Below are 24,127 nucleotides of genomic sequence, written 5' to 3'. Positions count from 1 at the left end.
CTCTGTCTGGTTTTCATTTTCATCTGAGCTTGATGCGGGGGTCGATGAAGGGCGCGATGACGTCGGCCAGCAGATTGCCGAGCACGATGGCGAAGGCCGAGACCAGGGTGACGCCCATGATGATCGGGATGTCCACGCGCTGGATGGCCTGCCACGCCAGCTGGCCAATGCCAGGCCAGCCGAACACGCTTTCGACGACGACGATGCCACCCATGAAGATGCCGATGTCGATGCCGATCATGGCGATGACCGGCAGGATGGCGTTCGGCAGAGCATGGCGGAAAAGGATGGTGCCGCGTGCCAGGCCTTTGGCGCGGGCGGTGCGCACGTAATCCTGGCGCAACACGTCGATCATCGACGAGCGCATCATGCGGGCGTACCAGCCGGCGCCGAGTATGCCCATGGTCAGCGACGGCAGCACGAGATGACGCCAGGTGCCGTAGCCCCCGATCGGAAACCAGCTCAGCCGCACGGCAAAGACGTAAAGCAGCAGCAAGCCGACGACGAATTGCGGCGCCGAGACGCCGACGAAGGAGGCGACCATCAGCGTCTGGTCGGTGGCGGTGCCGCGCTTGACGGCGGCGATCAGGCCCATGCTCAGGCCGAGCAGCAGCTCGCACAGGATGGCGCCGACCATCAGCAACAGGCTTGCCGGCAGCCGCGAGACGATCAGCTCGGTGACTTCGGAGCGCTGGATGTAGGAGCGGCCGAGATCGCCGCTGATGAGCTTCGTAAGATAGCGCCAGTACTGGACGATGAAGGGCTGGTCGAGACCGAGCTGCTGGCGGATGTTCTCGACCGTCTGCGGCGTGGCGCTGCGGCCGGCGATCTGGCGCACCGGGTCGGCCGGCAAGAGATAGAGCAGCGCGAAGGTGATCAGCGAGACGCCGAGCAGGATCAGCAGCGACTGGATCAGGCGGCGGCCGAGATAGGCGATCATGCCCGGCCCCTTTGCGTCGGATCGAGGATGTCGCGCAGCGCGTCGCCGATCAGGTTGAAGGCCAGCGCCAGCGCCAGGATCGCCGCGCCGGGAAAGAACACCAGCCAGGGTGCTGCCTGGAAGTAGGTCTGGTTCTCGAAGATGATGTTGCCCCAGGACGCGGTCGGCGGCTGCACGCCGATGCCGAGGAAGGAGAGCGTCGCCTCCAACAGCACCGTGGTCGAAATGCCGAGCGTGCCCCAGACGATGATGGTCGGCAGGAGATGCGGCAGGATGTGGCGAAACAGGATGCGCGGTGCGCTCGCCCCGATGGTGCGCTCGGCGTCGATGAACTCGCGTTCGGCGAGCGAAGAGGTCTCGGTGTAGATAACGCGGGCGGTCTGCACCCAGTTGACCAGGGCGATGACCATAGCGACGATCCACAGGCTCGGCTCGAACACCGCAGCCAGGCAAATGGCGAGCAGCAGTGCCGGAAACGCCATCATCAAATCGGTGAAACGCATCAGCGCGCTGCCGATCCAGCCGCGGAAATAACCCGCGGTAACACCGACCAGCGTGCCGATGAACAGCGCCACGCCATTGGCGACGATGCCGATGATCAGCGAGGTGCGGGCTCCGTAGAGGATGCGGGTCAACAGGTCGCGGCCGAGCAGGTCGGTGCCCAGCCAGAATTTTGCATCCGGCGGCAAGGGCGAGCCCTCGATGGTCAGGCCGTCGAACATCTGATCGTTGGGATCGTAGCCTGTCAGCCATGGCGCCAGCACGGCGCCGGCAACGACAATGGCGACGATCACCAGCCCAAGCAGTGCCAGACGGCGCCTGACCAGCCGGCGCCAGACGCCGGCGCGCGGCTTGACCGGCATGCGCCCTGGCGCGGTGAGATCAGGCGCGATGGGACTGGTCATCGCCGCCTTCTTCCCCCGTTGCTTCTTCACTTGTCATGGCCACGATCCGCCGCGCGGCATCCTCGACGCTGATCTGCCAGCTCATCGCCAGCGAGCGAAGCTGCGCATAGGCGCGGCCGTCATCGGCGCCTTTCGCCAGTGCCGTCACCGCGCGCACGATGGTCTGGCGCTCGGCGACGCGCTGGCGAAGCGAGGCGATTTCGCTGGCCAGGTGTTTTCGCGCCTCGAAACTTTGCCTTGCGATCAGCAGTGCGCTGTAGACGCCGGCATTGCCGACCGGCTTCAAGAGTTGGGCGTCGGCCTTGTGCGACAATGCCCATTCGATGCGGCCGGGCGCCTCGGAGCCGATCAGCGCCACCAGCGGCATCGGCGCTTCGCCCGGCTTCCACGGGAATTGCTCGTCGAAGCCGAGATCGGCGTCGAAGAAGACGAAATCGGCCGCCAGCGCCTCGGGCGGTAGTTCGGGCCAGCAGTCCAGCGTGATCAGGCCGATGGCCGACAATTGCCTGGTGATCGCCTGCACCGTCGGGTGCGGACGGTGCAGGATGAAGGCCCTGGCGCCGCCGAGATTGGGGATGCGTGGGGTTCTCGTCACGACACCACCCTCAGGCGCGGGCGGCCGAATGTTTTTGCCGGGTCGTAGCGCGACAGATACGGGTCTGGTGCGACTTCGTCCTCGCGGCTGACGACCTCGAAGAAGCCATCCGCGATGCGCCCGATGATCACCGGCAGCGTCGCGTGCTGAGAATGCGCATCGATGGCGATCGGCCCGAGCCGGGTGGAGAAGCGGCGTTCTGCGAAGGCTCTGGAAAATTCCGCCGGACCGGCTTCGGAATTGCTGGAGAGCACGTCGGCCATCACCTGCACGGAGGCATAGGCGGAGGCCTCGAAAGACGAGGCGAAGGCGGCCGGCCGCGGCGCGAAATACGGCCCGACCGACAGATGTCCCTTGCCGGATTCACCGATCGCCGGCAGCTCACCTTCGGTGAGGTTGCAGGAGATGACGGGACAAGTCTCGGGACTGAAGGCGGCATCCTCGTGACCCAGGTCGCGATAGGCCGCGAGGAAGGCGTAGGACGAGGTGCCGATCAGGTTGTTGAGGACGAAGTTCGGCCGCGTGGCGCGGATCTCCGCGATCAGCCGCGACACGTCGGTCTCGCCGATGCGCAGATAGCGTTCGCCCAGCACCTTGCCGCCGGCATCGGCGATCAGGTCGCGGGCGACGCGGTTCATCTCCCAGCCCCAGATGTAGTTCGAGCCGAGCAGGAAGCCATTGGCGCCGAAACGCGGCACGACATGCGCCATCAACGGCACCAGATGCTGGTTTGGGCAAGCGTGCATGTAGACGACGTGCTCGTTGGCCTCGAAGCCCTCATAGGGGCAGGCGTACCAGAGCATGCCGCCCGCCTTCTCGAGCACCGGAATGGTTTCCTTGCGGCTCCACGAGGTGACGCAGCCGACGACATGGCGCGCGCTGCTGGTCCTGAAAATATCCTCGCACAGCGTCGCGTAGCGGTCCGCATTGCTTTGCGGATCGCGCTCGACCGGCACCAGTTCGATGCCTGAGCTGCGATCGGCGTTGATGTCGGCGATGGCGCGCATGGCGCCGATGCGGCACGCATCGGAGACGAGTTGATAGCTCCCCGAGCGGGAATACAGGATGCCGATCTCGATACGCCGTTTCAAACAGATCCCCAAAATGACAATGCCTCGCAGCCAGCGCCGGAAGGGCGAGGCATACGAGGCATTCTTGCCGCCCGGCGATCAGAGCCGGTATTTTGCGCTAGCGTATTCTGTCCGGCGGGTCAGTCAAGCCCTCAACGGTATTTGCGTGACCGTCATCGCCGTTTCGCTGCCGCCGGCTATCTGGCCGATCTGGCCGCCGGCCTCTGACCGTGTTGACGCGCATAGGTCACGCAGGCGTCCACCGTGCTGACACAAAGCGCGTCGCGCCTGTTCGGCAAATTGTTGTCGCCGGCATAGGCAACTTCGGCGACGCGGCCGTCGACCATGCGAATTTGCGTGTCGCAATAACCGCCGGGAGCGACATTGACGGAGCCGCCGACCGCCGGGATCGCGCCTACCGCTAGAGTCGGAACCACAATGCTGAGATTGCCGCGCTGGACGATGCGCTTGTAGGTCCAGATCTGGCCCGATCGGCCGGCGTCGGCGGTGGCCGTCGGAAACCCGGCGCACATTCGAACATCGGCTTCGCTGAGGCCGACCATCTCCTTGCGGGCGGCCGCCGCCGTTGGATCAACCTTGGCGATACGCGACGCATCGTCGGGAACGACGCAGGAAGACTGGATGCCAACGAAGAGAACAGGTAGGGCAAGCTTTTGAATGCAGGAAAATATCATGCCGACCGTCAGATTGGTCCGATGTCAGATTTGCGTGGCGCCCGCCGCTCCTTTCTACCTAGGCAGACAGGCGAAGGGATCAACCCGTTCGGCTTCACGAAAAAGTGGCTGTGGCTGCAACATCAAGGATTTGCGCGTCACGGGGTCTGCATTCGCGCAGGATCAATGGTCCAGCAAGTGCTTCCGGCGCCAGGCGGCGGGCGCTTCGCCGACCCGCGCGCGAAAGAACCGTGAAAAATACGCCGGGTCGTCGAAGCCGATCTCGTAGGCGATGTCCTCCACCGTGCGTACGGTGAACAGCAGCAGGCGCTTGGCCTCCAGCAGCCGCCTTTCGCTGACGACCCGCTTGACGCCGGCACCCAGAACCGCATGGGCAGCCTTGTCGAGAAGATGCGGCGTGGTGGCCAGCGCCTCGACGTAGCGATCGACCGGCCAGTTGTCGCGGAAATGCGCGTCGGCGAGCCGACGCAGGCCCCGCGCCAGCGAAGCATCGGAAGAGGCGGCAGAGGCGGTCACGCCGGGGCTCAGGCGCGCAATGTGGGAGAGTGCGACTGCGATCAGCGCCGGCAGGACCCTGTCATTGCCGGCTTGCGCCTCGGCATATTCGGCGGCGATCATCTCCAGCACCGCCGCCAGTCTCGCCCACGCTGCGTGTCGTGGCAGACCGTCGGCAAAGACCGGCCTGTCCAGCGGCAGCAGGCTGTGAGCGGCGATGGCCGCGAGCGCGCCGTCGGCGACCGAGACGACGATGGCGTCGGTGCCGGGTCCGATCGAGAAGCCATGCACGACAGCGCTCGGCACGAAGCTGACGGCAGGCGCCGAAAAGTCCCAGGATCGGTCTTCGATACGGTAGGTGCCGGAGCCGCTGGTCCAGTAGGTGATCTGGCCCATCTGCGGATGTTTGTGCGCCGCAACCTGACCAAGATGGATATTGCTGCGCGCAAGCACCGTCTCGACATGCAGGAAACCGACATCGAGCGGCCTCACCGGCTCGCCATAGACGAAGAAGTCGGGAATGGAATTCTGGCTCATGGTGCCTGAAAAAGTCCAATCGGTTTTGCCGTTCCGTCCATAACCGATGCATGCCCAAGGCGCTAGTGTTGCGACTCAAGAGGAGGACCATCATGCGATCAGAAGACTTCCGCACTGATAAGGCACGGCCGTTCACCGGGGCCGAGTATCTGGAGAGCCTGCGCGACGGCCGCGAGGTCTATATCAATGGCGAACGCATTGCCGATGTCACCACGCACCCGTCGATGCGCAATTCGGCGCGGTCGCTGGCGCGCCTCTACGATGCGCTGCATGATCCCCTGCGACGGGACACGCTGACCTCGCCGACCGACACCGGCTCGGGCGGCTACACCCACAAATATTTCCGGGTTGCCAAATCCTCGGCTGAGCTTGTTACCCAGCAGACGGCGATCGCCGAGTGGTCGCGCATGTCCTATGGCTGGATGGGGCGCACGCCCGACTACAAGGCGGCGCTGATGAACACGCTCGGCGCCAATGCCGACTGGTACGGGCCGTTCAAGGACAATGCTCTGTCTTGGCACAAACGTGCGCAGGAAGCCGCACTGTTCATGAACCATGCCATCGTCAATCCGCCGATCGACCGCCACAAGCCGGCCGAACAAGTGAAGGACGTCTTCGTCCACATCACCAAGGAGACGGATGCCGGCATCTATGTCTCCGGCGCAAAGGTGGTGGCGACGTCCTCGGCGCTGACCCACTACAATTTTCTGGCGCAGGGCTCGGCGACGATCACTGAGGATCCGTCGCTGTCGGTGATGTTCATCGTGCCGATGAATGCGCCGGGGATAAAGATGTTCTGCCGCGTCTCCTACGAGCAGACGGCCAACACGGTGGCGGCGCCCTTCGACTATCCGCTGTCGTCACGCTTCGACGAGAACGACGCGATCCTGGTGCTCGACAATGTCTTCATCCCCTGGGAGGACGTTCTGGTGCTGCGCGACGCGCAGAAAATCCTGTCCTTCCATCCGGCATCCGGCTTCATGCATGGCTACTGCTTCCAGGGCTGCACGCGTTTCGCCGTCAAGCTCGATTTCCTCGCCGGCCTGCTGGCCAAGGCGCTGCGCGCCACGGGCGGCGATGCTTTCCGCGGCAACCAGGCGGCACTGGGCGAGGTCATCGCACTCAGGCACATGTTCTGGAGCTTTTCCAACGCCATGGCCTACAACCCGATCCCGTGGGCGAATGGCGCGGTGCTGCCCAATCTGGAAGCCGCGCTCGCCTACCGCACCTTCATGTCGGAAGCCTATCCGCGCGTCATCGACACCGTGCGCCGGGTAATCGCGTCCGGGCTGATCTACCTGCCGTCGTCGGTGCGCGACTTCAACAACCCCGAGATCGACAGATATCTGGCGCAATATGTGCGTGGCTCCAACGACATGGGCCACATCGAGCGCATCAAGATCATGAAGCTTTTGTGGGACGCGACCGGCACCGAGTTCGGCGGCCGCCACGCGCTCTACGAGCTCAACTATGCCGGCGCGCCGGAAGAGGTGCGGCTGCAGGTGCTGAAAGGAGCTGAACGCGGCGGGCGGCTGAAGGCGATGGAAGAGCTCGTCGACACCTGCATGGCCGACTATGACGAGAATGGCTGGACGGGCGATACCTGGTTCAATCCGCTTGTCTCAACGGCCGAGTGAAACCAGATGGCCACGCAGATTTCGAAAGCCGATTTCCGCGACGCCATGGCGAGGGTCTGCGCGCCGGTCAACATCGTCACCACCGATGGCCCGGCAGGGCGCGGCGGCTTCACCGCCACCGCCATGTGCGGCGTCTCCGACGAGCCGCCGACGCTGCTGGTGTGCATGAACGGGCGCTCGACGCAGGCCGCCATGTTCCTGTCCAACCAGCGCTTCTGCGTCAACGTGCTGACGCATGACCACATGCATCTGGCGGGAAAATTCGCTGGCGCGGCCAGGGACATGGAGGCACGCTACGCCTCGGCGCGCTGGCAGACGCTGACCTCCGGCACGCCAGCACTCTCGGATGCGATCGTCAATTTCGATTGCGAGATCGAGACTGTACATGTCGTCGGCACGCACAATGTCATTATCGGCCGCGTCATCGACGTCCGGCACGGCAGCGGCGGCTCGGCCCTGCTCTATGTCGACCGCAGCTATACGCAGCCGACGCGGCTGGGCAGCTTTGGCGGGTGAAGCCGGGCGTCAGACGGTTTGGTGGCGGGGAGGCCTCCGCCTATCCCGTACGCGGCCGTGCCATCAGCCAGTCTTTCACCCTCGCCGATCCAGCCTCGCCACCAGCCGGTCCCCCGCCCACTGGATGCCGCAGACCAGGATGATCAGCACGATGACCACCGCGATCATGACGGACGTCTCAAATCGTTGATAGCCGTAGCGGATGGCGAGGTCGCCGAGGCCGCCGGCGCCGATCGCACCGGCCATGGCCGAGGCACCGATCAGCGTCACCAGCGTCACGGTGAAGCCGGCGACGATGCCGGGCAGGGCTTCGGGCACCAGGACCTCGCGGATGATCGTCCAGCGGTTGCCGCCCATGGCGCGCGCTGCCTCGATCAGGCCGCGGTCGACCTCGCGCAGCGACACTTCGGCGATGCGCGCATAGTAGGGGGTGGCGGCGATCGACAGCGGCACGATGGCTGCCCATGTGCCGATCGAGGTGCCGACGATCAGCCGCGTCACCGGGATCAGCGCCACCAGAAGGATGATGAAGGGCACCGAGCGGAAGCCGTTGATGATGGCGCCGAGCACGCGGTTCACCCACAGGCTTTCGGCGATACCGCCGAGTTCGGTGGCAATCAGTGCCAGGCCGAGCGGCAGGCCGAAGACCAGCGAGATGAAGCCGGAGGCGGCCGTCATCAGTACTGTCTCCCAGATCGAACGCGGCAGAAGCTCAAACAGGATTGGCGACATGGCCAAGCACCTCCACCCGCGCCTGGCGGGCCTTCAGGAATGTGATGATGTCAGCGAGATGATTTGCATCGCTGCCGGGAACCGAAAGGAACAGCGTCCCGACCGGCTGCTGCTGGATATGGTCGATGCCGCCATGGACGAGGCGGAAGGAGCCGGGAACAGCCACGGCAAGGTCGGACAGCAGCGGGCCGCTTGCCGCCTCGCCGGCCACGTCCACGCGCAGGATCGTCTCCGCGCCGGCCGCCGGCAGCAGCCGGGCTGCCAGTTCGGCCGGCAGCCGCGGCCGGATGGCGCGGAGCAGGCTTCTTGTGATGTCGGAGCGCGGGTCGGCAAACACTGACCAGACCGGCCCTTGCTCGACGATGCGCCCGGCGTCGATCACCGCAACGCGGTCGGCGATCGAGCGGATCACCTCCATTTCATGTGTGATCAGCAGGATGGTCAGGCCAAGCTGCCGGTTGATATCTTTGAGCAGCGCGAGGATCGACCGCGTCGTCTCCGGGTCGAGCGCCGAAGTGGCTTCGTCCGACAAAAGCAGTGCCGGGCGCGCGGCAAGCGCCCGGGCGATGCCGACGCGCTGCTTCTGGCCGCCCGACAGCGACGCCGGATAGGCTTTTGCTTTCTCCGATAGGCCGACGAGATCGAGCAGTTCGGCGGCGCGTCGCAGCCGTTCGGCTTTCGGGCGGCCCTCGATCTTCAGCGGCAGCGCCACATTGTCCTCGACGGTCTTGGCCGACAGCAGGTTGAAGTGCTGGAAGATCATGCCGATGCGCCGCCGCAGCGGTTGCAACTCGCGCTCGCCCAACCGGCTGATCTCGCGGCCTTCTATGAACACCTCGCCGGAATCAGGCCGTTCCAGCCCGTTCAAACAACGGATCAGCGTCGACTTGCCAGCGCCGCTGCGGCCGATGATGCCGAGGATCTCGCCCTTGCGCACGGTCAGCGAGACGCCGTCGAGCGCCGCCGTCACACCGAAATGGCGCTTCAGGTCGACAAGGCGCACGACGTCCTGAGACGCGTCGGGCCGGGCATGGATCGGATCGGCGGTTTCTCCGGATGCCGTGATATGCTGGTTCATGAATGTTCCTGTTCCCGAAAACGCAATCGCGGCCCGCGCCTGAGCGCGGACCGCTGTTGCTATCGAACCGGGCTTCCGGTCGACCGGATCAATAGGCGCTGAGGCCGGTGCCCTTGTAGACCTTGTCGAACTCGGCCTTCACCGCCTCGTTCTGATAGGAGGCGACCAGCGTCTTCACCCAGGCCTCGTTCTCGTTACCGGCCTTCACCGCGATGAAGTTGCGGTAGGGATTGTCGGCGATGGGCTCCTGTGCGATGCGGTTTTCCGGCGTTAGGCCGCTTTTCAGCGCCCAGTCGGTGTTGACCACGGCCGCGTCGAGATCCTCGACCGAGCGGCCGACAATGCCGGCGTCCAGTTCCTTGATCACCACCTTCTTCGCGTTCTCGGCGATGTCGACGGTGGTGGCGAGAATGCCGGTGCCGTCCTTCAATTTGATCACGCCCTCGTTCTGCAGCACGCGCAGCGCCCGGCCTTCATTGGATGGATCGTTCGGCACGCCGACGACCGCGCCCTCGGGCAGGTCGGCGACTGCTTTGTACTTCTTGGAGTAGAGGCCGATCGGCCACACGCCGGTATAGCCGACGCGCACGATATGATACCCTTGAGTCTTGATCTGGTTGTCGAGATAGGGCTGGTGCTGGAAGGCGTTGGCGTCGATTTCGCCGCGCTCCAGCGCCTCATTGGGCTGGGTGTAGTCGTTGAACACCACGGTTTCGATGGAGAGGCCCTTTTCGGCGGCCTGGGCGACGACGACTCGCCAGACATCCTCGTCCTCACCGCTGATGATACCCACCTTGATCGCCTTTTTGTCCTCGGCGAACGATGCGCCGGGCGCCATCAGGCTGCCGATCGCCACGGCCGAGGCGAACAGCAGAGCAAGGCCACTGCGCCGGTTGACGGTTGACCCCGGGGAAGATGGCAAAGTGTTCTTGAAGTCGGACATGATTGATCTCTGTGGTTGTGAAGTCATGGCAGCGAGGCGGATTGCCTAGCCTTGGTCACATCCTCAGAAATTCTATCAAATTTATCAAAGAACGCCTTTCGCCGTTCTCGCCAAAGCCGGGAATATTCTCTCAAAATTTTCGCGTGAGTGAGAACGAGACGCCATTGAATCGATCGCCGCGGGCTACGATGCGATCCGCTGCGCTTCGGAAGTAAGATCGGACTCTCGGAAAAACCGGCGCTGACGCCAGGCTCAAAGCGCGATCCACGCCGTCTTCAGTTCCAAATATTTCTCCAGCGCGTGAAGCGACTTGTCGCGGCCGAAACCGGACTGTTTGACGCCGCCGAGCGGCACGGTGATGTCGGCGCCGCCATAGGTGTTGACGTGGACGACGCCGGCATTGATGGCGCGCACCATGCGGTGTGCTGTGGAGAGGTTGGCGGTCCACACCGCCGAGGCGAGCCCGTAGACGGTCGAATTGGCAAGCCGCACCGCCTCCTCCTCGGTCTCGAAGCGCATGACGCCGAGCACTGGCCCGAACACCTCCTCGCGCGCAAGCTGCATGTCTTGCGTGACATTCTCGAAGATCGTCGGCGCCATGTAGCTGCCGCCGGTCTCGGTCAGAATCCGCTCGCCACCGGTGACCAGCTGGGCGCCTTCTTCGGTGGCCCTGGCGACGAAACCGAGATTCTTGTCCAGCTGTTCGGCGCTCGACACGGCGCCGACATCGCTGGTGAGATCGAGCGGATCGCCGACTTTGAGCCGCGTGGTTGCCGCGACAAGTTCGTCCATGAACCGATCATAGACCGCTGACTGGACCAGAAGCCGCGAGCCGGCGACGCAGACCTGGCCGGAATTGCGAAAAATGCCGTTGGCCGAGAGGACGGCCGCCTGTTTCAGGTCGGGAGCATCGGCAAAGACGATGTTGGGCGACTTGCCGCCGAGTTCGAGGAAGACGCGCTTCAGATTGGAGCGAGCGGAATATTCGAGCAGCCGTCGACCGACCGGCCCCGAGCCGGTGAAGGCGATGGCGTCGACATCCATATGCAGGCCGAGCGCTTCGCCGGTGACCGCGCCACGGCCGGTGACGACATTGAGCACACCGGCGGGAAGTCCGGCCTCGCTTGCCAATTCGGCCAACCGCAGCAGCGTCAGCGAAGCGATTTCCGGCGGCTTGACCACCACGCAATTGCCGGCGGCAAGTGCGGGCGCGATCTTCCAGGCGCCGATCATCAGCGGGAAATTCCACGGCACGATGACGCCGACGACGCCGAGCGGCTCCTTGTGGATCAGTCCCAGCACATTGTCGGCCGTCGGCGCGATCTCGCCATAGACCTTGTCGATGGCCTCGGCATAATAGCGGATGGTGCCTGCCGCCGACAGCGGTTCGGCCTTGTAGGCCATGCCGATCTCGGTGCCGTTGTCGCGCACGCCGAGCACGGCGAGCTCGTCGGCATGCTTTTCGACCAGCTCGGCGAACTTCGTCAGCACCTTCTTGCGAAAGGCCGGCGCTGATCGCGACCACGAGCCCCTCTCGAACGCCTTGCGCGCCGACTTCACGGCGCGGTCGATATCGGCGGCGTTGCCGTCGGCGATGCTGGCGAAAGGTCGGCCGTCGATCGGCGACGTCACCGGCAGGCTTGCGCCGCTTGTTGCCTCGATCTGCACGCCATCGATGAACAGGCCCCGTGCGCCGATCTCCGTCCTGCGCAGCGTGTCGATGGCATTCTGACTGATCATGGGTGACGGACTCCCAGGGAAACATGCAATGTGGTTGGCGCGCGGAATTCCCAGCCGCGAAACACCGGCTCCTTGCCAGGCACAAGGCTGAGATGGGGGAAGCGCAGAAGCAACAGCCTCACCGCAAGGCACATCTGCTCGCGTGCGAAAAACCGACCCGAACAGAAATGATGGCCGAAGCCGAAAGCGGCATGGTTGCCTTCGTCGCGGTTGATGTCGAAGCGGTCTGGATCGGCAAAGCGGCTCTCGTCACGGCTTGCCGAGGAGACAAGTGCGGCAACTGCGGCACCGGCCGGGATCGTCACGCCGCCAAGCTCGACCGCCCGTGTCGTCTGCCGCGTCTGGGTGCCGATCGGCGCCACCCAGCGCAGGCCCTCGTCGACCGCTTTGGGCACGAAGGTCTCGGGATCGGCGAGCACCTGCCGCATCTGCTCGGGATGGGCCAGTAGACCGGCCAGGATTGAGCCGGCGCCATGTCCGGGCTCCTGCATGCCGCCAAGCAGGATGACCTTGATGCTCGGCATCAAAAAATCGATTGGCCGCGTCGTGCCCTCCGGCATGCCGTCGTGCAGCATATGCGACAGCGCGGAATCATCCGGCGCGTGGACAAGCCTTTCCAGCGTCGGCAAGATGGCGTCGCCGACCTCGGCACTGATCGCGTCGGCGATCTCCTGCCGCTTCGGGTCGTTCTCGAAATTGATGGCGCCCTGGGCAAGGCCATAGAACCAGCGGCGCAGCGTCGGCATGTCGATGTCGGCAAGGCCGAGCGAGCGCGCCAGGCTGAGCGTCGACACCGGTTCGAAATAATCGGCCATCAGCTCGGCGGAGCCTTGGTTGACGATCCGGTCGAGAAAAGGTTCGGCAATCGACCGCACGAGGTCGCCGGCATAGGCGGCGACGGTGCGCGGCCGGTATTTCGGATCAACGCCCTGTCGCAGCTGTTTATGCGTTTCGCCATCGGTGGTCAGGATGGTCGGCTTGCCGAAGGAGCGCTCGACCGGCGATGAGCCGACGACGGCGGAGAAGATGTCGGGCGACTTGGCGACGCTCTCGACATCCTTCCAGCGGGTGACGAACCACAGGTTGACCGCCGGCACGAAAGCGACAGGCGCACTGCGCCTGAGCTCTGCATAGATCGGATAGGGATCGGCTTCCAATGCCTCGACGGTTATATTTTCGGCAAAGCTCAAATCCGCCACTCCCCTTGTGGTGTAAGGGGCGGCATGGCACGGCGCCCCTTGCTTTTCTCAATCTTTCAGCGGCTGGCCGAGGTTTTCGAAGGCTATGGGATCGCGGCTCTTCAGCGCGCTGGCCAGCAACAGGCCGACGATCGCGGCGATCAGCACCAGCCCCGGCAGGAACACACCGAGAAAACCGCCGGCCCCGGACAGGCTGCCGAAATTGATGACGATCAGGTAGATGATGATGACGAAAGCGATGAAGGTCAGCCCGGGCAGGATGGTGGTCTTCAGCGCGTTCTCCTGGGCTGCCGGGTTGGCGCGGAAGAACATCACCACGGCCAGCGAGGCCACCGCCATCATCACGATGACGCCGAGCGTCGCGACATTGGTCAGCCACGAAAACAGCGCCAGCACCGGATCGAGGCCGAGCACGGCGAACAGGCCGACGACGACCGCAGCGAGCACGCTCTGGATGACGGAAGCGACATGCGGGCTCTGGTGCACCGCATGCGTCACGCCAATCGTCTGCGGCAACAGTTTTTCGCGGCCCGAGACATAGATATAGCGCGCAACCGCATTGTGGAACGCCAGCACGCCGGCAAACAGGCTCGACACGAACAGGATGCTCATCGCCTGCGACAGCATCGTGCCGGCGTAACGATCCGACAGGCCGAACAGGAAGGTCGTCGGATCCTGCAGCCCTTGCAGCGTCGGCAGCAGCTTGTCGACACCGGCGCCGACCGCCATCAGCCATGCCGTGAGCATGTAGAAGACGCCGATCAACACGACCGAAAAATAGGTGGCGCGCGGAATGGTGATCTTTGGATCGCGGGCTTCCTCGGCATAGATCGTCGTCGCCTCGAAACCGATGAAGGCGGCAAAGCAGAACAGAATGGCGATGGCCGGCGAGCCCGATGTGATCTGGCTCCAGCTGAACGGCGCCGCCGACAGGCCGCTATCGCCGCCGGTCTTGAGGATGGCGATGTCGAGGACCAGAACCACAAGATATTCGCACAGCACCAGCACCGTTAGGATCTTGGCGGAGAGGTCGACCTGCCGATAGCCGAGCACGGCGACCAGCGCGATGGCGATGAAACTCCACACCCACCAGGGCAGGTTGATGCCCCAGCCGGCGAACAGGCCTGACGTCGCGGCGCCGAGCAGGCCCATGACCCCGATCTGCATGGCATTGTAGGACAGGATGGCGATCAGCGCCGTGGCGCCGCCGGCCATGCTGCCGAGGCCGCGCGCGGCATAGGCATAGAAGGCGCCGGCATTGCCGACATGGCGTGACATGGCGACATAGCCGACCGCGAACAAAAGCAGCAGGATGGTGACGATCAGATAGGTGCCGGCAAAGCCGGCGCCATTGCCCATCAGCATGCCGAGCGGCGTGCCGCCGGCGACGGCCGTGAGCGGGGCGGCCGCCGAAATCACCATGAAGGTGATGGCGCCGACGCCAAGACTGTTCTTGCGCAGCCTGTTGGCCGGCGCCTGTTCTGCAACTGCTGTCATCGATCCCTCCTGTTTGCAAACCCTCAGGCTCGCCGGCCGAATGGCCTGTCCCATGCACTCTGGCGGTTGGTTCGTTATTTGAACCGTTATTTTGAATATAGACTTGCAAACAATGCCGATGCCTGTCAAGTTAATTCACACGTTAAATGATTGTCCCGAACCGGGAGGCAAATTTGAGTACGGTCGGAAAAGCGATCTCGCTTCTGGAGCTGTTCAGCGTCGACGAGCCCGAGCTCGGCCTGTCCGATCTGGCGCGCCGCTCGGGCTTCGACAAGGCGACGACACGGCGGCTGCTGGTTGCGCTGGCCGGCCATGGTTTTGTCGAGCAGGATATCGGCACGCGGCACTATCGCCTCGGCGCCGGCCTGTCGCGGCTGGCGCGCATCCGCGAAGCGCGCTTTCCTTTCCTGCAGACAGCTGTTCCGCTGGTGCGGGACCTGGCAGCATCGACGGCCGAGACCGTGCATTTGTCGGAATTCGGCGTCGACAGGCTGGTCACCGTCCATGTCGAGCATCCGGCATGGGCGAACCGGGTCAACATCGACATCGGTCAGTTGCTGCCCCTGCATTCGACCGCGTCGGGCATCGCCTATCTGGCCTTCGCCCGCGACGAGACCGTCAAGGCGTGCCTGACGGGTTCCCTCGACGCTTTCACGGCCCATACGCTGATCGAGCCGGCCGCCATCTCAAGATGCATGAGCGAGGCGCGCGAGCGCGGCTATTCGATCTGCGACCAGGGCTATGAGGAAGGTGTGATCAGCGTCGCGGCGGCAATCCGCGGGGCGGATGGCTTTGCGCTCGGCACCATCGCGGTGGCGGCGCCAAAGGCCAGAACGACGGCAGCCGCGATCACAGAGCGGGGACTTGCCGTGAGGGAGGCGGCACGGGAGATTTCCATGCGCCTCAACGGCGAAAACCTGCAAATCTTGAGGAGGCAGGCCTGATGCCCTCGGAGACAGCGCCCCGCATCCTGGTCATCGGCACGGGCGACACAAAGGCCGAAGAGCTGCTGTTCATGAAACAGTGCATCGAGCAGTCAGGCGGCCGCGCCGTGATGATGGATGTCAGCGTGCTCGGCGACCCGCCCTACAGCCCGGACCACGACAAGCACGCCGTGGCACGGGCGGTGGATGTGACGATCGCCGAGATCGTTTCGAGCGGTGATGAGAACACCGCCATGACGCTGATGGCCGGCGGCGCGGTGCAGCTGGTGCGCAAGCTCCATCAAAACGGCGAGATCGACGCCTTCATCGCCATCGGCGGTTCGATGGGGACAGATCTGGCGCTCGACGTGGCGCTTTGCCTGCCGCTCGGTGTGCCGAAATTCGTCGTCTCGACCATCGCCTATTCGCACCTCATCCCGCCCGAGCGCGTCGCGCCCGACCTGATGATGATCCTCTGGGCGGGCGGGCTGTACGGCCTGAACAGCATCTGCAAACTGGTCCTGTCACAGGCCTGTGGGGCGGTCGTCGGCGCGGCCAGGATTGTGCTGGAGGCCCGCATGTCGGCTCCGGCAATCGGGCCGACCATCGGCATGACCTCGCTCGGCAGCAGCTGCCTGCGCTACATGAAGACGCTGAAGCCGGCGCTGGAACGGCGCGGCTATGACGTTGCCGTCTTCCACACCACCGGAATGGGCGGCCGCGCCTTCGAATCGATTGCCGGTCAGGACCATTTTTGCGCGGTGTTCGACTTCAGCCTGCAGGAAATCACCAATCATCTCGCGGGTTCCGTCGTCAGTTCCGGTACCGACCGGCTGGAGAACGCCGGCGCTCGCGGCATTCCGCAGATCGCCGCACCCGGGGCGGTCGACATGGTCGATCTGCCGACCTGGCAGGATTTGCCGGCTAAATTCTCGACGCGGCCCTTTCATGCCCACAACAGGCTGATCGCGTCGATCACCGTTGATGCCGACGATCGTCGGCAGGTCGCCAGGACCATCGCCGCCAAGCTCGGCGCCGCGAAAGGCCGCTCCGCCTTCATCCTGCCTACCGGCGGCATCCAGGAATGGGACGTGCAGGGCGAGCCGCTCTATGAACCCGAGGCTCTCGCGGCCTTCGCAGATGAAATGCGCAGGGCTATTCCCGCCGGGGTCGAGTTCCACGAGATCGACGCTCACATCAACAGCGACGACTTCGTCGGCAAGGCGCTCGAGATATTCGACCGCTGGGTCGAGGAAGGCATCGTCCCGCGCGGCAAGCCGGCCAAGGGAGTGGCAGCGTGAGCGCTGTTCCCGCCCAGGCGCTTGTCCTTGATTTCGGCGGCGTCGTCACCCGGACGCTGTTCGAGACGCATGCCTTGACCGAACAGGCGCTCGGCCTTGCGCCGGGAACGCTGCAATGGCGCGGGCCGTTCGATCCGGACAGCGATCCGCTGTGGCGCGCGATGCAGGCCGACGAGATCAGCGAGCGCGACTACTGGCGCTCCCGCACCAGTGAGGTCGGTCGGCTGGTCGGCGAGGACTGGCAGGCGATGGAGACCTTCGTCCAACGAGCGCGCGGCGCCGAGCCGGAAAAGGTGGTGCGGCCCGAGGCCGACAGCGCCATTCGCACGGTGCATGCGGCGGGTTTTCGGCTGGCGATCCTGTCAAACGAACTCGACCTGTTCTACGGCGCCGATTTCCGCCGGCGGCTGCCGTTGCTCGGCCTGTTCGACCTCATCGTCGACGCCACCTATACCGGCATCCTCAAGCCCGATCCACGCGCCTATGCCTTGGTCACCGAGGCGCTCGGCCTGCCTGCCGGCGCTTGCGTCTTCGTCGACGACCAGCAGCGCAATGTCGATGGCGGCTCTGCTGCCGGCATGCGCACGGTCCATTTCGACGTCGCTCGCCCGGCTCATTCCTATGCCGAGGCCCTCGGTCATTTCGGCCTCGTCCCAGTTGCCTGAGATTTTTTTGCGGAGTCCTCTATGCGCGACATCAATTTTCTCACCGAAACCAACGCCAAGCCGATCTGGCACCCGATGGCGCATCCGGCCGAGATGCGGGCCAACCCGCCAAAGGTGATCATGAAAGGCGAGGGTGTGATGGTCACCGACATCGCCGGCAACACCGTGCTCGACGCCGTCGGCGGCCTGTGGAACGTCAATCTCGGCTACAGCTGCGACCCGATCAAGCAGGCGATCGCCGACCAGCTTTCGGCGCTGCCCTATTATTCCGGCTTTCGCGGCACCTCGACCGGGCCGTCGATAGAACTCGCCTACGAACTCTGCGAATGGTTCGAGCCAGAAGGCATGGTGCGGACCTTCTTCACCTCGGGCGGCTCGGATTCAGTAGAAACGGCACTTCGGCTGGCCAGGCAATACTGGAAGATCCGCGGCCAGGCCGACCGGACAAAATTCCTCGCCCTGAAGAAGGGCTATCACGGCACGCATTTCGGCGGCGCGTCGGTTAACGGCAACGCCAATTTCCGTCGCAACTACGAGCCGCTGCTGCCCGGCGTCTTCCACATTCCCGCGCCCTGGACCTTCCGCAACCCGTTCGATGAGACCAACCCAGCGCGGCTGGCGAAACTGTGCGCCAAGGCGCTGGAGGACGAAATCGCCTTCCAGGGCGGCGACACCATCGCCGCTTTCATCATGGAGCCGGTTCTCGGCGCCGGCGGCGTCATCGTTCCGCATGAGAGCTTCATGCCACTGGTGCGTGAGATCTGCGACCGCCACGAGATCCTGCTGATCGCCGACGAGGTGGTGACGGGCTTCGGCCGCACCGGCGCATGGTCGGGCTCGCGTCTGTCCGGCGTGAAGCCGGATTTCATGACCATCGCCAAGGCGATCACGTCAGGCTATTTCCCGCTCGGCGCGACCTTGATCGGCGGAAAAGTCGCCGATGTCTTCGAGGCCGACAAGACCAGTTTTGGTGCGATCGGCCACGGCTATACCTATTCCGGCCACCCGGTCGGCTGCGCGGCGGGTCTGGCGGCGCTTGCCGAGACCAAACGGCTTCGCCTGAACGAGAACGCGGCGGCACGGGGCGTCGAACTCGCGGCCACGCTGGAGGGGCTGAAGGCCAGGCATGCGATCGTCGGCGATGTCAGGTACAAGGGCCTGATGGCGGCGCTGGAGCTGGTCTCGGACCGCACGACGAAAAAGCCGGCCGACAAGAAGACCATGGCCGTGGTTTCGGAGGCCGCCTATGAGGCCGGCGTCATGCTGCGTGTGTCGGGCAACACCATCATCCTGTCGCCGCCGCTCATCATCACCGCCGCCGATGTGACGAAGATTGGCGAAGCGCTGGATGCAGGCCTATCGAAGGCCTGACGGTTAGCTGGCCACAACGGAGTTTCAAGACGCAATGAGTCAATCACAAGAGGCACTGGTTAGCCGGCGTTCCCGCCTGCTCGGCGCGAAATCGCAATTGTTCTACGACGAGCCCGTGCATCTGGTTCGCGGCGAAGGCGTCTGGCTCTACGATGCCGACGGCCGCAAATATCTGGACGCCTACAACAATGTCGCGCATGTCGGCCACTGCCACCCGCATGTGGTCGAGGCCTTGTGCCGGCAGGCAAGCCTGCTCAACACCCACACACGCTATCTGCACACCGCCATCCTCGATTATGTCGAGCGGCTGACCGCGACCTTCAATGCCAGCCTGTCGTCCGCCATCCTGACCTGCACCGGCAGTGAGGCCAACGACATCGCGCTGCGCATGGCGCAGGCCGCAACCGGCCGCATGGGCATCATCGCCACCGACGCCACCTACCATGGCAACACCACGGCGGTTTCGCAGCTCAGCACCCGCATGCCGCCGGTCGGCGGCCGCGCCCGCAATGTCAGGCTGGTGCCGGCGCCTGACAGCTATCGCCATCCGGATGCGATGGCCAACGGCAAAGCCTTTGGCGACGCGGTGCGCGAAGCCATCGCCTCGCTGGAGCAGGATGGCATCGGCCTGTCCGGTATCATCCTGTGTCCGCTGCTCGCCAATGAAGGCTTTCCGACGCTCCCGTCCGGATTTTTCGACGACGCGATGCGCGCGGTGCGTGACGCCGGCGGACTGGTCATCGCCGATGAGGTGCAGCCTGGTTTCGGCCGCACCGGCAGCCATTTCTGGGGCCACCAGCGCGCCGGCTTCGTGCCCGACATCGTCACCATGGGCAAGCCGATGGGCAACGGCCATCCGGTCGCCGCGGTGGTCACCACCAAGGACACATTGGCGACCTTCCGCAACGCTTTCCGTTACTTCAACACCTTTGGCGGCAATCCGGTTTCCTGCGCGGTGGCCAATGCCGTCCTCGACGTCATCGAGCAGGAAGATCTCGTCGCCAACGCACGTGACGTCGGCGCCTGTGCGCTCGGTCTGCTGCGCCCGCTGGCCGAGCGCCATGAATGCATCGGCGAGGTCAGGGGCGCCGGCTTGTTCTTCGGCGCCGAATTGGTTCACGACCGCGAGACGCGCGAGCCGGCGCCCGACATTGCCGAGCAGGTCGCCAACCGCATGCGCCACCGCGGTGTGCTCATGGGCAAGACCGGGATCCACGGCAATGTGCTGAAGATCCGCCCGCCCATGCCGTTCTCGCGCGACAATGCCGACGTCCTGATCGGCGTCCTCGACGAGGTGCTGGGTGAAGTCGGCGGAGTGAAGGCGTGAACGCTGTTTCCACGCAATCCGAGCCCGAGACGGCAGCCGATGTCACCGAGCTTGCCAGGCGTGCGCTCGCCCATTGGGGTATTCGTGAGGGTGAGCCGGAGCTGCTGAAATTCCGTGAGAACGCGGTGTTTCGCGTCATCTTGCCAACAGGCCAGCCGGCCGCCATGCGCATTCATCGGCTTGGCTATCACACGGATGCCGCCCTGCGCTCGGAACTGCAATGGATGGGCTTTCTGCAATCGGCCGGCATCGCCACGCCATCTGCGGTCGCCACGCCGGCCGGCGATCTGTTCGTGCTTGTCAGCGCCAACGCCTCAATGCAACCCCGGCAAGTCGATTGCTTGAGCTGGCTGGAAGGTCGCGCCGTCGGCGCGCGAGGCGTGCCGCTGGATTTTACGCCCGAGCAGGCTAGACAGGTCTTTACCGCGATGGGCCGAACCATCGCCCACATGCACAATGTCACGTCTGCCTGGACGCCGCCCGCCGGCTTTGCCCGCCATGCCTGGGATTTCGATGGCTTCTTCGGCGCGAACCCGAATTGGGGCCGCTTCGAGACCTCGCCCTTCCTCGACGGCCCTCATCGCGAGCTGGTTTTCCAGGCGCGGGAAAAGGCCGTGAAGGTGCTGTCGGAGCATGAACGCAGCGCCCGCAATTTCGGCATCATCCACGCCGATCTGGTGCGCGAGAATGTGCTCGTCCATGACGGCGCGATCCGCATCATCGACTTCGACGATTGCGGCTATGGCTGGCACATGTACGACCTTGCCGTCGCGCTCTACCAGAACCGCGATGAGGCGATCTATCCGCTGATCGAGGCCGCTTTGCTCGACGGCTATCGGCAGGAGCGGGCACTGACCGCGCGCGACATCGCCGCGCTGCCGCTGTTTTCGGCGTTGCGTGCCTTTGCTTTCCTCGGTTGGGTGCAGAGCCGCGTCGAAGGCGACATCACCAGGGATGTCGGCCAGCGTATGTCGGCCATCGCAGCCGATGTGGTGATTGCCTATCTGCGTGGCGAATAGGGCCGATCAATAAGAACTGGCGGGTCGTCAGCCCTTCGCGAAATGGATGCTGACCGTGCCCGAACTGCCGAAATCGGCGACGATCGTGTCGCCGGGCCGCGCCTCGACCGGGCGCACGAACGATCCCGAGAGCACCACCTCGCCAGCCGCGATCGACATGCCGTAGCGGGCGAGCCTGTCCGCCAGCCAGGCGATGCCCATGGCCGGGTGGTTGAGCACGCCGGCGCCGAGCCCGGTTTCCTCGACCTCGGCGTTGCGCGAGACGATGGCACCGATCCAGCGCATGTCGGCCTCATCAGGACGTTGCCGCCGGCCGCCGATGACGATGCCGGCATTGGCGGCATTGTCGGAAATCGTGTCGAAGAAGGTGCGCACCTTCTTCGTCTCCGCATTGACGCGCTCGATGCGCGTGTCGAGGATTTCCAGCGACGGGGTGATGTAGTCGGTGGCGTTGAGCACGTCGGAGATGGTCACGCCGGGGCCTTTCAGCGGCGCCTTCATGACGAAGGCGATCTCGGCCTCGACGCGCGGCTGGATGAAGCGGCCGGCCGGCACCGTCGCGCCGTCATGGAAGAACATGTCGTCGAACAGCACGCCCGAATCCGGCGTGTCGATGGCAAGCGCGTACTGCATTGCCTTCGATGTCAGCCCGATCTTCCAGCCCTTCGGCTTCAGCCCGGCATCGATCTTTCGCGTCACCAGCGCCGCTTGCACGCGGTAGGCGTCCTCCATCGTCGCATCGGGAAAATCGAGGCTGAGCAGACGGATCTGGCGGCGCGACCGCTCGGCCTCGAACAGCCGTGCCGCGGCGTCTTCCACTTGCTCCGGGGTCATTGCGCTGCCTCGTCGACGACACCGTTTCTGAGCACGCCGATGCCTTCGGCCTCCACCTCGATCACGTCGCCGGGCTTCAGCCAGATCGGCGGCTCGAAGCGGGCGCCGGCGCCCGTCGGCGTGCCGGTGACGATGACATCGCCCGGCACCAGCGTGGTGAAGGTCGAGATGTAGTTGATGATCTTGCGGAAGGAAAAAATCATCCGGCTGGTGCTGTCCTGCTGGCGCAACTCGCCATTGACGCGGGTGGTCAGCGCGATATCGGCGATCTGCGCCTCTTCGCTGAACGGCACCAGCCATGGGCCGATCGAGCCGCTGCGGTCGAAATTCTTGCCTTGCGTGACGTTGAACTTGGCATGCCGCACCCAGTCGCGGATGGTGCCCTCGTTGCACAGCGACAGCGCCGCGATATGGCCAAGCGCGTCGGCCTCGGCAATGCGCCGGCCAGCCTTGCCGATGACGATGACGATTTCGCCCTCATAGTCGAGCTGCGGTGATTCCGGCGGCCGCACCAGCGGCGCGCCATGGCCGACGAACGAGCGGGGAAAGCGGATGAACAGCGACGGGTTGGAGGGCGCCGCCTGACCGTCCTTGTACTCCTCGTTGCGGTCCGGATAGTTGACGCCGACGCAGATGATTTTTTCCGGTGACGGGATCGGGATTTCATAGGCGATGGCGTCGAGCGGGAAATCTGCGGCGAAGGCCTCGGCCGCTTCCGCCAGCCGCCGCAAGGCGCCGGCCTCGATCACTTCACGCAGCGTCGGCCATTGGCCGTAACGAGCCGACAGGTCGATGACGCCCTTGCTCGTGATCGCGCCATAGCGCGCCTTGCCGCCGACGGTGAAGGTGGCGAGGCGTGGGGGGGTCATGCTGCGGCTCCGGCATTCGTTTTGCTGGATATGGACCAGGTTGGCGCTCTACGGCGCCCCCCTCTGTCCTGCCGGACATCTCCCCCTCTTGGGGGGAGATTGGATGTCATCTCTGCCTTCGCCAATTTCCAACGCTGCAAGAGAGGCGCTGACCATGGGCCTGGCCAATCTCCCCCCTTGAGGGGGAGATGTCCGGCAGGACAGAGGGGGGCGTGACGGAACGCTATCATCTCTGAATTCCCGTCTAAGGCGCAATGATCGGCGAAGCCGCCAAATCCGGCTGGCGTGCCTTCGCTCCGGCAAACACACTGCCCTCCTCGAACCAGCTTTTCGGCGCCGGCGCGCCCCACAGCGTCTGGCGCTGCGGGTCCTTGAGGTCCCATTTTATCGGCTCGAGGTCCGGATCGACCGTCTGGTAATCCGAACAGTAGATCTCGATGCGGTGATTGTCCGGGTCTCTGACATAGAGGAAGAAGGCGTTGGAAATGCCGTGCCGGCCGGGGCCGCGTTCGATGTTCGGCAGATAGCCCGTCGTTGCCATCAGGTCGAGCAGGTCGATGATGTTGAGCGGCGTCGGCACCCAGAAGGCGACATGGTGCAGGCGCGGCCCGATGCCGTTGGTGAAGGCGATGTCGTGCACGCCGCCCTTGCGGTGCGTCCACGCCGCCCACAGCTTTCCGCTGCTGGCATCCTCGGTATACTCGGTCACCCGGAAGCCGAGCTCGTTGTAGAACGCCACCGATTCATCGACGTTCGGCGAGAAGCAGTTGAAGTGGTCGATGCGCAGTGGCTTGACGCCCTTGTACAGCGCATATTTCTGGTGGATCGGCGGCAGCCGCTCCATCTCCGCGTAGAATTCAAGCGGAATGCCGTGCGGATCGCGGGTGCGGAAGGTGCGCGACTGGTAAGGCCGCTCGACCCATTCCACCGGCAGGCCCTTGTCCTTGAAGAAATGCACTGCCTTGTCGAGGTCTTCATCCGAGAAGACCTTGAAGCCAAGGTCGCGCGCTTCTGCCGTGGCCGCCTTCTTCAGCACGATGCAATGGTGCCCACGCTCCTCCAGCGCCCTGAGATAGATGGTGTCCGATGTCTCGTCGGTGACCTGCAGGCCGAGCGTATCGACATAGAAGGCGCGGGATTGGGCGAGGTCGGTGACGGCCAGCTCGACATGGCTGAGGCGCACGATGTTGAAGGCGGGGTAGAGATTGGGCTTGGGCAAGGGCATCTGATTTCCTCCGG

The 24,127-nt window shown here is 64.5% G+C and carries 23 protein-coding genes; 8 read left to right on the top strand and 15 right to left on the bottom strand.

The genetic code is table 11. The annotated features are described in order from the left end of the window. Positions 1–19: 19 nt before the first annotated feature. From NKJ67_RS20870 to NKJ67_RS20845, 6 genes are all read right to left on the bottom strand, one after another. Positions 20–940, bottom strand: coding sequence for an ABC transporter permease (locus NKJ67_RS20870; RefSeq protein ID WP_292337519.1), 921 nt, complete (start codon positions 938–940; stop codon positions 20–22). Continuing rightward, entirely contained in the window at positions 937–1,803 is an 867-nt protein-coding gene (locus NKJ67_RS20865; protein WP_352582949.1) for an ABC transporter permease, read from the bottom strand. Before NKJ67_RS20865 ends, NKJ67_RS20870 begins: the two co-directional genes overlap by 4 nt. A gap of 19 nt (positions 1,804–1,822) precedes the next feature. Continuing rightward, positions 1,823–2,440 (bottom strand): ANTAR domain-containing response regulator, encoded by a 618-nt coding sequence (locus NKJ67_RS20860; RefSeq protein WP_127268207.1) that lies wholly within the window; start codon positions 2,438–2,440, stop codon positions 1,823–1,825. Next, on the bottom strand, positions 2,437–3,531 hold the full coding sequence (locus NKJ67_RS20855; protein WP_352582788.1) for a transporter substrate-binding protein: 1,095 nt from the start codon (positions 3,529–3,531) through the stop codon (positions 2,437–2,439). The genes NKJ67_RS20860 and NKJ67_RS20855 overlap by 4 nt, the downstream gene beginning before the upstream one ends. A 176-nt stretch (positions 3,532–3,707) precedes the next feature. Beyond that, positions 3,708–4,205, bottom strand: coding sequence for a hypothetical protein (locus NKJ67_RS20850; protein ID WP_127328068.1), 498 nt, complete (start codon positions 4,203–4,205; stop codon positions 3,708–3,710). A gap of 162 nt (positions 4,206–4,367) precedes the next feature. Next, complete coding sequence (locus NKJ67_RS20845; RefSeq protein ID WP_292457288.1) at positions 4,368–5,237, bottom strand: helix-turn-helix domain-containing protein; 870 nt, start codon at positions 5,235–5,237, stop codon at positions 4,368–4,370. Between the two features lie 92 nt (positions 5,238–5,329). Here NKJ67_RS20845 and NKJ67_RS20840 point away from each other — a divergent pair, with 92 nt between their 5' ends. Next, positions 5,330–6,874, top strand: a complete 1,545-nt coding sequence (locus tag NKJ67_RS20840) for a 4-hydroxyphenylacetate 3-hydroxylase N-terminal domain-containing protein (RefSeq protein WP_256746496.1) — start codon at positions 5,330–5,332, stop codon at positions 6,872–6,874. 6 nt (positions 6,875–6,880) lie between these two features. Continuing rightward, positions 6,881–7,390, top strand: coding sequence for a flavin reductase (locus NKJ67_RS20835; RefSeq protein WP_352582785.1), 510 nt, complete (start codon positions 6,881–6,883; stop codon positions 7,388–7,390). A gap of 75 nt (positions 7,391–7,465) precedes the next feature. Here NKJ67_RS20835 and NKJ67_RS20830 read toward each other — a convergent pair whose 3' ends face one another. From NKJ67_RS20830 to NKJ67_RS20805, 6 genes are all read right to left on the bottom strand, one after another. Next, the gene (locus NKJ67_RS20830) at positions 7,466–8,122 is read right to left on the bottom strand and encodes a methionine ABC transporter permease (RefSeq protein ID WP_352582783.1); all 657 of its coding nucleotides are present in this window, start codon (positions 8,120–8,122) and stop codon (positions 7,466–7,468) included. Continuing rightward, positions 8,103–9,200, bottom strand: coding sequence for a methionine ABC transporter ATP-binding protein (locus NKJ67_RS20825; RefSeq protein ID WP_352582781.1), 1,098 nt, complete (start codon positions 9,198–9,200; stop codon positions 8,103–8,105). Before NKJ67_RS20825 ends, NKJ67_RS20830 begins: the two co-directional genes overlap by 20 nt. Positions 9,201–9,288: 88 nt before the next feature. After that, positions 9,289–10,143, bottom strand: a complete 855-nt coding sequence (locus tag NKJ67_RS20820) for a MetQ/NlpA family lipoprotein (RefSeq protein ID WP_127396249.1) — start codon at positions 10,141–10,143, stop codon at positions 9,289–9,291. A gap of 252 nt (positions 10,144–10,395) precedes the next feature. Continuing rightward, positions 10,396–11,883 carry an aldehyde dehydrogenase gene (locus tag NKJ67_RS20815; protein WP_352582779.1) on the bottom strand — a complete coding sequence of 496 codons (1,488 nt, stop codon included), beginning with the start codon at positions 11,881–11,883 and terminating at the stop codon, positions 10,396–10,398. Beyond that, positions 11,880–13,073, bottom strand: coding sequence for a cytochrome P450 (locus tag NKJ67_RS20810; protein WP_352582777.1), 1,194 nt, complete (start codon positions 13,071–13,073; stop codon positions 11,880–11,882). Before NKJ67_RS20810 ends, NKJ67_RS20815 begins: the two co-directional genes overlap by 4 nt. Positions 13,074–13,130: 57 nt before the next feature. Next, complete coding sequence (locus NKJ67_RS20805; protein WP_292337981.1) at positions 13,131–14,579, bottom strand: APC family permease; 1,449 nt, start codon at positions 14,577–14,579, stop codon at positions 13,131–13,133. Positions 14,580–14,752: 173 nt separating this feature from the next. Here NKJ67_RS20805 and NKJ67_RS20800 point away from each other — a divergent pair, with 173 nt between their 5' ends. From NKJ67_RS20800 to NKJ67_RS20775, 6 genes are read left to right on the top strand one after another with little or no spacing between them, the layout of a single operon-like run. Beyond that, a complete protein-coding gene (locus NKJ67_RS20800) occupies positions 14,753–15,523 on the top strand; it encodes an IclR family transcriptional regulator (RefSeq protein WP_127266749.1) in 771 nt (256 codons plus the stop codon). Continuing rightward, positions 15,523–16,803, top strand: a complete 1,281-nt coding sequence (locus NKJ67_RS20795; RefSeq protein WP_352582775.1) for a Tm-1-like ATP-binding domain-containing protein — start codon at positions 15,523–15,525, stop codon at positions 16,801–16,803. Before NKJ67_RS20800 ends, NKJ67_RS20795 begins: the two co-directional genes overlap by 1 nt. Next, positions 16,800–17,468 (top strand): HAD family hydrolase, encoded by a 669-nt coding sequence (locus NKJ67_RS20790; protein ID WP_127266751.1) that lies wholly within the window; start codon positions 16,800–16,802, stop codon positions 17,466–17,468. The genes NKJ67_RS20795 and NKJ67_RS20790 overlap by 4 nt, the downstream gene beginning before the upstream one ends. A 21-nt stretch (positions 17,469–17,489) precedes the next feature. Next, complete coding sequence (locus NKJ67_RS20785) at positions 17,490–18,839, top strand: aminotransferase class III-fold pyridoxal phosphate-dependent enzyme (protein ID WP_127266752.1); 1,350 nt, start codon at positions 17,490–17,492, stop codon at positions 18,837–18,839. 34 nt (positions 18,840–18,873) lie between these two features. Next, positions 18,874–20,166 carry an aminotransferase class III-fold pyridoxal phosphate-dependent enzyme gene (locus tag NKJ67_RS20780; protein WP_352582773.1) on the top strand — a complete coding sequence of 431 codons (1,293 nt, stop codon included), beginning with the start codon at positions 18,874–18,876 and terminating at the stop codon, positions 20,164–20,166. Then, positions 20,163–21,185: a phosphotransferase enzyme family protein gene (locus NKJ67_RS20775; protein ID WP_352582770.1), complete on the top strand. Its 1,023-nt coding sequence runs from the start codon at positions 20,163–20,165 to the stop codon at positions 21,183–21,185. Before NKJ67_RS20780 ends, NKJ67_RS20775 begins: the two co-directional genes overlap by 4 nt. Before the next feature lie 27 nt (positions 21,186–21,212). Here the strand turns inward: NKJ67_RS20775 and hpaH are convergent, their stop codons facing one another. The 3 genes from hpaH to hpaD form a co-directional block, all read right to left on the bottom strand. Continuing rightward, a complete protein-coding gene (gene hpaH, locus NKJ67_RS20770; protein WP_128306906.1) occupies positions 21,213–22,019 on the bottom strand; it encodes a 2-oxo-hept-4-ene-1,7-dioate hydratase in 807 nt (268 codons plus the stop codon). Further along, on the bottom strand, positions 22,016–22,888 hold the full coding sequence (locus NKJ67_RS20765) for a fumarylacetoacetate hydrolase family protein (RefSeq protein WP_352582767.1): 873 nt from the start codon (positions 22,886–22,888) through the stop codon (positions 22,016–22,018). The genes hpaH and NKJ67_RS20765 overlap by 4 nt, the downstream gene beginning before the upstream one ends. A 244-nt stretch (positions 22,889–23,132) precedes the next feature. Next, positions 23,133–24,113, bottom strand: a complete 981-nt coding sequence (hpaD, locus tag NKJ67_RS20760; protein ID WP_352582765.1) for a 3,4-dihydroxyphenylacetate 2,3-dioxygenase — start codon at positions 24,111–24,113, stop codon at positions 23,133–23,135. Positions 24,114–24,127: the final 14 nt, after the last annotated feature.

This window comes from Mesorhizobium sp. M0088 (genome assembly GCF_040322895.1).
Classification (GTDB): domain Bacteria; phylum Pseudomonadota; class Alphaproteobacteria; order Rhizobiales; family Rhizobiaceae; genus Mesorhizobium.
This window is presented reverse-complemented; position numbering and strand designations above follow the sequence as displayed.